Genomic DNA, 13,149 nt, shown 5'->3' on the forward strand with positions numbered 1-13,149 from the left:
TTACTATTACTATTACTATTACTATTACTATTACTATTACTATTACTATATATAAAAATTACAATTTCCTATTATTGTAAGTACCGCCCATAACTGAATCTTTAAAAGTCATATAAGCAGCCCCAATAGACAAAGCCAATACTATAAACAACACACGCCAGTGGGTTGCATCAACTACAATACCATTAATCATTACCGTTAATAATGCTAAGAGCAACAATTTAGGCTGTGTTGACCTAACAGCAATAAAACAAACAATAAAAAATAAAATTGTTGAAATCATTCCCTGCTCTACCAATAGCCTAAGTGGTGTTGAATGAGCTGCATATCCATTTTTTTCACTATATGTAGGTGCTAAAGGTAGTATTTTATTACTCCAACTGGATATCAAAATATTCCAGTTTGAAGCTCTATCACTATCGTACGAATTAAATATAGCTCCGCGACCAATTGAAGAAAAAATAATATTAGCTAACGTCATTAGATAGTCCTTCATTATTAGTAACACACTAACAATTAAGCCTGAAAAATAAAATCTAACGGGATGCCCGAGTGATAAAGTCATTATTATTGCACATATAAGTGCAATATATGATGCGCGACTCATCGCAATTAAAAAAATTAATAATGGGAAAACAGCTAATATTTTCAACCTCCCTTTTAATAAAAGAGCGGCAACTCCGAAGAAAACAGCTGTAGGTGCAGCTACATTAGGGTCTTTGAAATATCCAGTAAATCTAATTCCATATCGATAAAGGTCTGGTGAATTTGTGGTTAACAATATTAACAAAGTAATTACACAGCCAAAACAACCGCCAATAATTATAGAAGAATAAGCATCATAACCAATTCTATATATACAGGATAGCACTACGACAAACAAAAGTGTTAAGTATAAACTTGTCAAGCTCCATAGCATTGAATCAAATATAGATACTTCTAAAAAAAGAGCTATTACATTTCCAACAAAAAGCCCAATAGTAGCCGGATGTATAAGAGCTTTATATTTCACATAAGGAACAAGAAATAATAATAAAAACTCAGCAGGCCCAGGTTCGATTTTCACAAAAAACTGTGAAAAACCTAAGAGAAAAAGAATAACAATAAGTACGTTTGTTTTTTTTAAAATCATAATCAAACACCATCAACCATTGAGAAAAAACTCAAATCAGAAAAAGATCTAAAATCTATTTGCATAAAAAACACAAGCTCTTTAAAATAAAAAAAACATTTACTTTCTAATTTATATAAAACACATTATGCAGGTAAAAAATTGAACCTAATTGACTACAATAAATCTTATATACAGAATAAAAATATTGACCAAATTATAGAAATCCTACTGAAGCCCAGATACCAGAAAGATTGCGAAACTCAATCTAATTCCCCGCAACATGAATATATAATCAAACATCCCTTCCAAAAAATATATTTATTTTTCCCCTATGATGCACTAAGTTTTTCGCCTTCAAATAAACTCTTATATACTCATAAGGACTCAAACTGGATGAATAGCAGGTAAATAGCAAACCTCTATCTTTTCTACAAACCACCATAATCAATTTATGATGAGCTACGAAGATATTGCATCATTAGAAAAAGCTCATGCCCTGCATCTTATTAATCACTTAATAAAGCATAGTAATACTTCAGCAATCAGACCCTTTTCATTAATAATGAATCGGACGAATTTTTGATTACGTACTGCTGAAATCATGTTCGCTGACACCCATTGCGTATCCCTATTTCATCCCCCTAATAAATATCTGAACTATATACCGATGCTCGTTTTTTATGTTGGGACAGGTATTGTAAACCACTTTTGTATAACATTGGATTGCGCTCATAGACTCGTTTTGTGATTTCTGAGGTGTAAACCCTCAACGTTTTAATAGTCTTTAATGATGCCCATCGAAATTTACGATATTCAACTTTGCTTGACCACTACAGGAATAACTTTGCGATTCCATAGAGGAAAAGGCAACTTTCATCTGGTCCGGATTATGATCATAAATCAGCTTCTTCAGCTTGGAATCTTGAGCTGGGTTGGACCTGTTGCTCTTTAGGCCTCCGACCACTTCACCCAGTTTTATTGCCTTTTCGCATCACAGATTCCAAGCCCTCACCCCGATCCACTGCAAGTAGCAGTGTTGAGGACACCTATAATCTGCGCCATCTCCGCCCTTTTTATGACCTTGCTAAACATGCGGATAACTATCAAGTTGCGTTGCTTAAGCTTAGAAGAGGCTTTCCATGTGTCTTTTTTATACGCAGATTATATTCTATTTATACCTAATTGTCGCTGGGTTAATAACGTGAGCTACTCTTCATTGAAAATAACTTGTCATTTTGACTAGTCCAGTATAGATACTTTTCAGAATCTAATCTACATTTGGCATTCGAAACAAGTACTCAACGTTTGTTGGATGTTTGGATATTCGCTTTAGAGTGTGGCGCTTGATCCGTTGATTGTTAGCCCAAATATGATTTTCCTTATTTTGGAATCACCGAGAGTTCTTAAATCAGTCTTCAAGCGCTTTATGCTGTTTCTAATCGTTTCCACTTCAACAGTCCGAGCCTACTAAAAAGAATATTTTACCCTCATCATAAGTCCAGATATTTATTAAGTCCATTTTATAAGCCGATCTCATCGTCATACTGTGAATATCGCCATGTTTAGCACCGAGGCTAATATGTGCTTACAAGCCGATAGTCTACTTTTTTACTTTCTGGTTACGTGCAACCAGAGGCTCAGGCCTTTGATCTATTCTTTACCAAACTGGCTGTTTTAATCACAGCCGTATCAATAATATTAATTTATTTTAACTCGATAGCGACTTAATCGACTCTTTATTACTTTTTAAAATAGCTTTTGACCTAACTTATAATCCTATCAAAGCGAGGTAAAGTTCATAACTCTAGTGATCAGGAAAGCTTCATCCCGTAATAGGCCTACAAACAAGCGAACTCAGTAACTTCATAAAGCTCATAGTCCATCGATGATGTTACATTCGTTATTATCTACAGTGAACATAGAATATTTTTTGACAAGGACAATGTATCTTTCATTACCACGCTTGAATAATACGACTCATCCAATCCTCTCTAATAACCCCAGCGCGTCAGTTCATCTATATGAATTAGGAAAATATCTTTAAGTATATTACGCCATTTATTATTGAATAAACCTGTAAGCCAAGACAATCTGACATGAGATTAACAACCTTATTTTCATGAGTCAACCTCCTCATGAGAGAGGTTTAATCGAACCGTCTCTAGCTCTCGACCACATCTTAACTTTACTTTTAATTTCAAAAAGCTCATTTTTAAACATAAAAATACAGCTTAATAAAACAGCAAGCCAATATCCATAAAGAGACCAACCTAGAACCTTGCCAAACAAAGTACTGATAATCGCGCCGACCACTATAAGTATCGTATAGCTGTATAGCGCTACACGGGGAATAGGTTGCCATACAGAAATAGAAAACTCTGTTCTCAATATAAAGAAAACCCAAAAAGATACACTAGTACTTACTGCCGCACCGGCAGCTCCGTATATTGGGATTAGCCACCAATTACCTGCCGCATTAAGAACAAATGCAATAATAGCAGCTAACATTCCTAGGGATGTCCGTCTAGAAATGCCAATACCCACTACCGTTGTTTCCGATAAAGTGTAAAGCAACGGATAGCCTAAGCAGGATATAACAAGCCACTGCACATCTGTGTAATTTTTAGGTAATAGATACGTTACTACCCATGAGAAAAGCCCCGCAAGACAGAAAAGTATCACAACACAAAGCAAGACATACCGAGTGACCTTATGAATTTTTTCTAACCCTTCACCTCTTCCCGCCCACTTATAAACAGTCGGCGCCCACACCGTGGAAAAGACACTTTGCAATATAGTCGCTGCAGCAGCAAAACTAACCGATACTGAATAAAGACCTAATTCTTCATAACTTGAGAGCGACCTTAGCAATACTTTATCTGTTGCAGTCAATCCCCAGAAGGCTAGTCCACCAAAAATTAACGGAAAACCAAACTTCAGCATTTCTTTTAACCGTGTAACAACTATCTTCTCACCGATACTGGCCAACCATTCCTGACGAGTATTCCAACAAAAAACGAAGCACACCAGTACAATAGCAGCGGTGTTGGCTATTAATAGGTTTGATAAACTTTTCTCAGAACCTATAACAATATAAACGCCAATAATCACCAGCAGCAATATTTTTGGAAGAATTTGGCTCATAGAGAACGCTAAACCCTGTTCGTTCATACGTAGAATCAACGACAGGAAACGCGCAATAAAACTTGCAATTAGAGCAACAACAACCAATAAGCTCAAATACCAAGCAGGTATATCAAATAAGAGGTTTGACAAAAATTCGCTATCGAGCAGCAGAACACTAAGCGTTAATAATAAAATCGCTAAACCTGGCAACAATGTCATTTTAAGGAGTGCTGGCTTATTATCCGTTTCATGAAATTCACGCACATAAGCTTGATCTAACCCAAGACTAAAAAACAATGTACTGAAACTCAATGTCACCTGCATCATTGAGATTCGCCCAATATCTTCCTGACTAAAAAACCAAGTAATCAGAGGAAGAGTAATAAAACCCAATAGTGCACCACCTAGAGGGCCAATGGCGAAAAGCGCAATTTTTTTTGGAGTCAAACTAAGATCCTTTTTTGACCATTACTATGCTTACCTTTTAATTTAAAAGTTTGTTCTATAAGATTTTTTGTTTGGCGTATAGCGTTATCTCTCCCCCAATATTCACTAACTAAGCGTTTATTAGTTTCCTTTTCTTCGACAGATAGTGGTTTCTCTAATAACGAAAAATCTTTTTCTAGTTCTTGCACCGATGATAAGAGAACACCCTGTTCCTTTAAGAATAGATACGTTGGATTCTCTTCACGAAGAAACACTCGCGCACCGAGGTACAACATTATAACGATATTACCAACGGCTTGTTGTCTTTTATGATTCATGATTACATAACCACATTTTCTGATGGTAGCTACGTAGTCTTTTACTGGCATAAACTCTGTTAGTGGCTTGAATTTTTTGCCAAATAATTCGTTCCCAATTGAAGAAATTTTTTCGCCATAATTTTTATCGCCATAGCTTAATGGGGCAATAAGATAGCGATTACTAATTCCTTTACTATGAAGAAAATCAAGCGTTTCTTTATGATTACAAGTGAACGAGGCACTATTGCCAATCAATATAGCATCACCATCCACTTGTTCCCCCTCAAATCCCTTAATTAAGTGGTCTTCCATCGTTCCATAGTTCCATCTAGCACTCTCTGGAAAACTATTCCAATTTCGAGAATTTCGTACTAACTCATATTCTTCTGGAAGCACTGGCGAAAATAGTGTTATTTTGTGTATAGCTTCATATCTTGACTTAGATACTCCTGTCACTTTAAACATAAACTGAAGCATCATACTAGCCACTGCTCTTACTTTAAGCTTATGATTTTTAATTCTTAACTTTTTTGTCTCTTCCAATAAAAGATTTTCAGGTTTACAAATCAGGTCGTAGTAATCGTATCCCCAACCAAGCCATACAGTTGGTGTACCTTTTGGTATATTGAAAATTTCAGGATAGAGACTATCCCCAAACGAATGAAATACCACTAAATCAAAATTTTGATAGTAACTTTTTGATACTTTCGGTGTTTTCTTTTGAAAAAGTTTTACTACTATTTTTCTTTTGGGTTTGATTTTTACAAATTTTAAATTAGCTGATTTTGAGATAATCCATACATCATTTTGGCCTGGATATACTTTTTCAAAAACAAAGTAAGCATGATCTATAAACTTATCATCAGTAGCAAGGTGTAAAATCTTCATTGTTTATTAAGAAACTCCACTTCAACAGCTTTTAGATCTTTCTTCCTATTTTTAATTGCTCTTGCTGGCACACCAGAATATATTTTAAACTCTTCGCAATTTTTTGAGACTAGACTTAATGCTCCGATTGCCACGCCTTCATGTAAAGTTACTCCTGGTAAAATTACACTACCAGACCCCACAATCACATGCTTCTTCAACTCAACATCTGCTGATTGAACATTCTTAAATTCACTAGGAACCATAGGGTTTGTCAAAGTTGCACCCGAGTAATCATCGTTACTACTATAAACCGAAACACGAGATGAAAGATTTACAAAATCTGACAATATGATTCGACCTGCACCGATCAGAGAGCTAAATACTGCAATATGAACATAATCTCCTATAATTATCCCATCGACACCTGCCGAAATAACACAGAAATCATCAATACGTACATGACTACCAATTGATATTTTCTCGGGATTATACAAAGAAGCCTTATCTGAGATAAGAACATTTGAGCCAAGCGACGCAAAGCCTACACTTTCTAATTGTTTTCTAGTTAGAAATGCCACTATTCGTTATCTCTCAGCTTTAATATTGGTCGAATTATATTAGCTATTTCTTTCTGCTCAGATAGTTTCAACCCTATATATATAGGTAAGCATAGGATTCTGCCGCTTATATCTTTTGAAACTGAGCAGCTAGTTTCAGCACCTAAGCACTCGACAGATTCCAATGAGGGATAAAAATACCGCCTTGCTTGTATGCCATTTTCTTTCAGCGTGGCAATAACCTGTAGGGTCTGCTCTTCACTTTCAAAAACGACCGGAAAATAGGCATAATTGTAATCCAACGATTGACTCTTGGCTTGAAGCTGTAACATTTTGCCCAGCACTTCTTCGTAATGCAGCCAAATCTTTGCACGTGCTGCTAAATTTTGCTCCATCTCATCCAGCACGCAGAGCCCCATCGCCGCTTGCAACTCATTCATCTTGGCATTGATGCCAAGCTCTTCAATCCTATCTGGCCCCGCAAGACCGAAGTTGATCATTTTCTTGGCGCGTTCGAGATCTTCTTTACGCTTGAATACAATAGCTCCGCCCTCTACTGTATGAAACAGTTTCGTCGCGTGAAAGCTTAGAGTGGCGGCATCGCCGTGTTTAAGTAGGCTTTCGCCTTTATATTGCACGCCGAACGCATGAGAAGCATCGTAGATAACTTTTAGCTTGTGCTTTTGTGCAATACAATCAATGGCCTCTACATCGCATGCATTACCGAATACATGCACCGGAACGATAGCACGGGTATTAGGCGTGATGGCGGCTTCAATATTGTTTGGCTCTAGACACCAGGTTTGTGGGTCTATATCGGCAAATACCGGTGTTATTCCATCCCATTTTAGAGAGCTTGCCGTGGCAATAAATGTAAACGGGGTAGTGATCGCTTGTGCCGGCTGATCGTTCACTGGTTCGTTAATACCCAACGCGTGATAGGCAATTTGCAGGGCTAATGTGCCGTTAGTCACCAAGAGAAGATTTTCTACACCTAGATAATCTTCTAATCGACGGGTCAACTCTTGCACCAAGGGACCGTTGTTAGTCAACCAGTTACGCTCGTAGATACCATCGATATAGTGGTTCAGCTTTTCTCGGCTGGGGAGGTATGGCTTAGTGACTGGGATCATGCAACACCTTCCACTAAACTCAATAGATACTGGCCATAGCCATTTTTCTTAAGCTCATCCGCTTGCTGTAGCAACTGTTCTTTCGTGAGCCAACCATTGTTAAAACCAATCTCTTCAAGACAGGCTATTTTGAAACCTTGACGTCTTTCAATGGTTTCCACAAATTGCGAGGCTTCCAACAGGCTCTCATGGGTGCCGGTATCTAACCAAGCAAAACCTCGGCCTAGCACCTCAACACTAAGATCTCCACGTTCCATATAGGCTTGGTTGATGCTGGTAATCTCTAACTCGCCTCGATGTGATGGCTTCACCTGTTTAGCGATTTCGATTACGTCGTTATCATAAAAATAGAGCCCGGTGACAGCATAGTTTGACTTAGGTTCTAGTGGTTTTTCTTCAATGGATATCGCTTTATTGTTGGCATCAAAGGCAACCACACCAAAACGCTCGGGGTCTTTTACTTGATAACCAAACACAGTTGCGCCCGTTGAACGCTCTGCCGCTTGCTTGAGCTTGGGTGAAAAACCTTGGCCGTAGAAGATATTATCCCCCAAAACTAGGCAAACACTGTCATCCCCAATAAACTCTTCGCCAATGATAAAGGCCTGCGCCAAACCATCGGGGCTAGGCTGCTCGGCATAACTTAGTCGAATGCCGAAGTTACTGCCATCACCTAGCAATTTTTCAAAATTAGGCAGATCTTCAGGGGTAGAGATGATTAAAATGTCACGGATGCCCGCTAACATCAGCACCGATAGCGGATAATAAATCATCGGCTTATCATAAATGGGCAACAATTGTTTAGAGACGCCCTTAGTAATGGGATACAACCGTGTGCCAGAGCCCCCCGCGAGAATAATGCCTTTCATAATTGATCCTTGGTTAAATTAGATTTGACCTAAACGTTCACGCTGATAACTGCCATCTTGTACACGGCGGCACCATTCAATATTATCCAAATACCACTGCACTGTTTTACGGATGCCGGATTCGAAGGACTCTGCGGGTTTCCAGCCCAACTCTCGCTGAATTTTACTGGCATCGATGGCATAACGTAGATCATGGCCGGGTCGATCTTGTACATGGGTGATCAAGTCTCGATATTGATTAACGCTTAAACTATCGGCAGCTGGCACTAGTTGCTGCAGAATATCGCAAATGGTATGAACCACTTCGATATTCTGTTTCTCGTTATGACCACCGATATTGTAGGTTTCACCAACCTTACCCTCAGTCGCGACCTTAACAAGCGCACGGGCATGATCTTCAACATAAAGCCAATCACGAATTTGATCTCCCTTACCGTAAATGGGCAGTGGCTTACCATCCAATGCGTTCAGTATCACGAGGGGAATCAGCTTTTCAGGGAAGTGATACGGCCCATAGTTGTTAGAGCAGTTCGTCATTAACGTGGGAAAACCGTAAGTCCGCCGCCAAGCCCTAACGAGATGATCTGAACTGGCCTTACTCGCTGAATAGGGTGAACTTGGGGCGTAAGGCGTGGCTTCGGTGAATAGATCTTCGGGGCCGTCTAAATCACCATAGACCTCATCGGTTGATATATGGTGAAAGCGAAAATTAGCCTTCTTTGCCGCTTCTAAACCCTGCCAATAATGACGCGCCGCTTCTAACAACGTATAGGTGCCGACAATATTCGTCTCGATAAACGCTGCGGGGCCATCTATTGAACGATCCACATGAGATTCAGCCGCTAAGTGCATCACGATATCAGGTTGATGTTGATTAAATACGCGATCAACTTCAGCCCTGTCACAGATATCAACGTGTTCAAACGTATAACGAGCGTTATCGCTAGCATCAGCAAGGGATTCAAGATTGCCAGCATAGGTCAGCTTATCAAGGTTTACCACGCTATCATCTGTATTGCTGATGATGTAACGAATTACGGCAGAACCAATAAAACCCGCTCCGCCGGTCACTAACACTTTCATATTTAACATCCAACCGAATCGTTATTAATTGCTTTGTCTGTGGCGCTACTTCTCGCCTCACGCCGACTATCAAGGCATATTCTCTCGTGACCCATAGAGGACACTTGCTCAGCGCAACCCGACCCTTCAGACACGCTACCGCCCGAAGGTTATATTTAGGGTCATCCTCAACGCCCGACTTGCAACTCGCTATGTATTAACCTCAGCTAAAGAGCCTTTAGATCTTTAACCTGCATACTTAATTTCTGTTGCTTTTGCATAATATCCAGCAAAACAAACGCTCGCGCTTCGCCATTGAAAGAGTGAAACACGGCCTCTAGCTCCTTGAATGGCCCTTCTGTGATGCGTAAAACATCGCCAGGCTTCAACACCGGAGCCGCCAAATCATCATCTTGTTTTGCCGCCATCAGCTGCTCGACAACACCGAATGGCACAACGGCGGGGATACCCGCAAAGGTAACCAGACGCAACACACCTCTTGTCGAGCGAATCGGTGCCCAATTTTCACCCTCTCGATTTAACGCAATAAATAAATATCCCGGAAACAAAGGCTCAATGACGTCGCTACGCTTGCCTGCTCGTATTTTTTCAATGGAATAAAGCGGTAAAAAACAGTGGTAGCCCTGACGCTGCAGATTTTCTTGCGCGCGCAACTCGTGCCTAACTTTGCACTGAATAAGGTACCATTGTTTGTTTTCACTAGAATTCACTATAAACCCCGCCCGTAGGCGTGCATTAGAACATATCCATTATGGTGCAAAAACACCTCAATCAATAAATATCCTTCGAAACCAAGCTCAGCGGTGTATTAACTTCACTAATAAGCGCCATCACGACGAACAACAACAGCGACAGTTTTCACAAGAATCACTATATCGTTCCATAATGTCCAATTTTTAACATACCACGCATCTAAATAAACACGATTTTCATAATCTATATCATTACGACCGCTAACTTGCCATAACCCTGTCATACCAGGCTTACATTGAAGATAGTGCTGTGACTTATCTCCATACCTCAATACCTCTTCCGCTATCACAGGACGCGGCCCAACGAGACTCATATCGCCCTTTAATACATTCCAAAGCTGCGGCAACTCATCTAGGCTAGTTTTACGGAGAAAGTGCCCAATAGGAGTAATACGAGGATCATTTTTCAGTTTAAACTCTTTACCCCACTCTTCACGAGCTGCAGAGTCATTAGCCAGAAGATCTTGCAATACATCCTGTGCATTAAGCACCATAGAGCGGAATTTATAGCACTTAAATGGGACACCGTTTTGACCTATACGCTCGTGTCCAAAAAACACTTGCGCCCCACTTTTACGCACCTTGCAATACACCAAAATAAATAATGGAGATAATAAAAACAAAAGAATAGTAGACCCAACAATATCAAATAATCGTTTTTGCAAACGAAAAAGAGGCCTACTCAAATTATTCCGGATATTCATCATCAACACTTCATGGCTAAAATAACTATCCACATCCATGCCCAGCAATGGCAAACCTCTCAAAGCGGGAACAATAGATAACTTCGGACATATCAAATTAAGCTTATCTATCTGCCCCCCAAAATGATCCAGATCATCATGCTCTAGTGCAATAATAATATGTGGATTTCCGATAGCCTCTAACTGCTCTTCAGGATTATCACTCAAACGAATAACCGAATATGACGTTCCTTTTATCGTAACACCAGTACTTTCATGTTCATCAGGTGACAAAAAACCTATAATTTCATACCCCATTAAAGGCTCACACAATAATGCCAACGCAGTTTCAGTCGCATTAACACCATCACCCACTATAACAACTCTGTGTTGCAACATACTAAAATTGAGCATCATAGCTTTTGCCAAATACCTACATAACGGCAGTATTATCATGGCCAAAATCCAAATTGGCCACAAGAATTCACTACCTTTACCGGATATAGTCACTAATGCGGCATCAATAAACAACATAACAATACATATTTGCAATGTTTTACGTAAGTCATCCCAAAAAGGCCTGCGGCGACTATATTGCCCTGCCCGCACCTGAAAAAAAAGAAAAACCACAAACACAACGCCCAGTTGCTTAAACCTTCCAAAAATCGATGCATCAACGAGACTATCAACGACTCCAATCGCAAGTATAAGTCCAATCAGATCAGCCAAAACCAAAATTAATACTTGCAAAAAACCTCGCAACGTAACTGCTCGAGGGAAAAGCAAAGATGATTTTTTTGATACAAAATCCATATTTTTAGAACCTTAACACTTACAAAAAAAACAATGCCAGCCTTTCAATTACCAACTTAACACTGCAGCCTTATTAATAAATAATCAGAATATTCTTTTATTATTTACATCAATCAACTTTCACTTACCAATTTCCACTTCATTAAAAATACTTATTTTTAGTTTCAAACAAAATACAATTTCATTCTGCAGCCTCTAATCACACGATAACTAATTACGACAACAATATAATTCACTTATGGTCTATTGCAGAAATATATAAAACCAAGCAAGATGCAAACAAAAGAACCACTATGCTATATACCCCATGGCGACGGTAAATAATCCAAACACCTAAGAGGGACAACCCCCCCAGTAAACGGTAATGAGGAGGTACATCTCCCACTTTAAGGAAGGTAAAGAAAAATAGCGTACCGCATACGATCAGCAAATCAGCAAAATGCTGCACCAAGAAGGTTAAGGATTCATAATTATTTAGCAGTTGTCGCTTCGATGAAGCAGCATATGGCTTAAAACTGTTACTCATGACCTGCACAATCCAATCTACTCCATTATCATACACATGATTATTATGATCGTGTGATGCTTTCCCTGCTTACGATGCTAGATTAGCGGCTAGCCCCGCTCATTTAGCTAAGTACTTTATCACTATTTACATTGCAAAAATATGTACAGCCCAAGTATTGTGCATAGCAACATTTATAGCAGGGGAATTTTACCCTTTTTTCCTCATCGACATCAAATATTGTTTACAGATAGTAGGACTGATTGATACTATTGACAGATCAATTTTTTGAATAAATGATGGTCTCTCGACCAACTCAAGGAGAACGCTATATGCGCAAATTACTTATTGGTGTTGTAGCAGGGATGTTATTGCCACTCGCCCCTGCTTATGCTGCTGCACCAGACCCAGCTGTTGTTAGTCAAATCCAAGCGGCGACGGAAGCAGACGCAAGCCCAGAACAGATCGCTGCAGCTATTGAAGCAATGCTTAACGCTGCTGAAACAGACGCACAGAAAGAAGCGATTTTGACTGCGGCAATGAGTATTTATTCAGCTAACCCAGCAGCGCTGGCTGCGATCGGCACTGCTGCAACTAATGCTAACGTGCCTGCTAGTGTTGTATCTAGTGCAGCAGCCGCTGCAAATGTCAGCGTAGCTGCCGTGGCCCCTGCTTCTACAGGCGCTCCTGTTTCTGCTCCTTCCCCTAGCAGCAGCAGTGGTTCTGGTGGCGGCAGCTCTGCTTCACCTTCATAAGCATTTATTGATGACAAAAAGCGCTTAACGGCGCTTTTTTTCTGTCAATTTTTCCTCCATCGTCAACTTGATGGATGTTAACGGCATTATCATCAGTGACTTATTACGACCCTCTGTTTTAAAATCAAGCACACTATCGGCTT

10 protein-coding genes are annotated in these 13,149 nt (G+C 39.6%); 1 reads left to right on the plus strand and 9 read right to left on the minus strand.

Annotated features, from left to right (window positions below; all coding sequences use genetic code 11):
• Positions 1-58 precede the first annotated feature (58 nt).
• The 9 genes from EH243_RS13385 to wbaP form a co-directional block, all read right to left on the minus strand.
• On the minus strand, positions 59-1,132 hold the full coding sequence (locus tag EH243_RS13385; protein WP_126159177.1) for a hypothetical protein: 1,074 nt from the start codon (positions 1,130-1,132) through the stop codon (positions 59-61).
• Positions 1,133-3,247: 2,115 nt separating this feature from the next.
• Complete coding sequence (locus EH243_RS13390; RefSeq protein WP_126159178.1) at positions 3,248-4,687, minus strand: lipopolysaccharide biosynthesis protein; 1,440 nt, start codon at positions 4,685-4,687, stop codon at positions 3,248-3,250.
• Positions 4,684-5,874 carry a TDP-N-acetylfucosamine:lipid II N-acetylfucosaminyltransferase family protein gene (locus tag EH243_RS13395; RefSeq protein WP_126159179.1) on the minus strand — a complete coding sequence of 397 codons (1,191 nt, stop codon included), beginning with the start codon at positions 5,872-5,874 and terminating at the stop codon, positions 4,684-4,686. Before EH243_RS13395 ends, EH243_RS13390 begins: the two co-directional genes overlap by 4 nt.
• Positions 5,871-6,434: an acyltransferase gene (locus EH243_RS13400; RefSeq protein ID WP_126159180.1), complete on the minus strand. Its 564-nt coding sequence runs from the start codon at positions 6,432-6,434 to the stop codon at positions 5,871-5,873. The genes EH243_RS13395 and EH243_RS13400 overlap by 4 nt, the downstream gene beginning before the upstream one ends.
• Positions 6,434-7,546: a DegT/DnrJ/EryC1/StrS family aminotransferase gene (locus EH243_RS13405; RefSeq protein WP_126159181.1), complete on the minus strand. Its 1,113-nt coding sequence runs from the start codon at positions 7,544-7,546 to the stop codon at positions 6,434-6,436. Before EH243_RS13405 ends, EH243_RS13400 begins: the two co-directional genes overlap by 1 nt.
• Positions 7,543-8,415: a glucose-1-phosphate thymidylyltransferase RfbA gene (gene rfbA / locus EH243_RS13410; RefSeq protein ID WP_126159182.1), complete on the minus strand. Its 873-nt coding sequence runs from the start codon at positions 8,413-8,415 to the stop codon at positions 7,543-7,545. The genes EH243_RS13405 and rfbA overlap by 4 nt, the downstream gene beginning before the upstream one ends.
• An 18-nt stretch (positions 8,416-8,433) precedes the next feature.
• The gene (gene rfbB, locus EH243_RS13415; protein ID WP_126159183.1) at positions 8,434-9,498 is read right to left on the minus strand and encodes a dTDP-glucose 4,6-dehydratase; all 1,065 of its coding nucleotides are present in this window, start codon (positions 9,496-9,498) and stop codon (positions 8,434-8,436) included.
• A gap of 206 nt (positions 9,499-9,704) precedes the next feature.
• Positions 9,705-10,208 (minus strand): transcription/translation regulatory transformer protein RfaH, encoded by a 504-nt coding sequence (rfaH, locus tag EH243_RS13420; protein ID WP_277600712.1) that lies wholly within the window; start codon positions 10,206-10,208, stop codon positions 9,705-9,707.
• A gap of 107 nt (positions 10,209-10,315) precedes the next feature.
• Positions 10,316-11,746: an undecaprenyl-phosphate galactose phosphotransferase WbaP gene (wbaP, locus tag EH243_RS13425; protein ID WP_206441624.1), complete on the minus strand. Its 1,431-nt coding sequence runs from the start codon at positions 11,744-11,746 to the stop codon at positions 10,316-10,318.
• Positions 11,747-12,583: 837 nt separating this feature from the next.
• On the opposite strand from wbaP, the gene EH243_RS13430 reads away from it, so the two are divergent.
• Positions 12,584-13,006, plus strand: coding sequence for a hypothetical protein (locus EH243_RS13430; protein ID WP_126159185.1), 423 nt, complete (start codon positions 12,584-12,586; stop codon positions 13,004-13,006).
• Positions 13,007-13,149: the final 143 nt, after the last annotated feature.

Source organism: Amphritea opalescens, from assembly GCF_003957515.1.
GTDB classification, from domain to species: domain Bacteria; phylum Pseudomonadota; class Gammaproteobacteria; order Pseudomonadales; family Balneatricaceae; genus Amphritea; species Amphritea opalescens.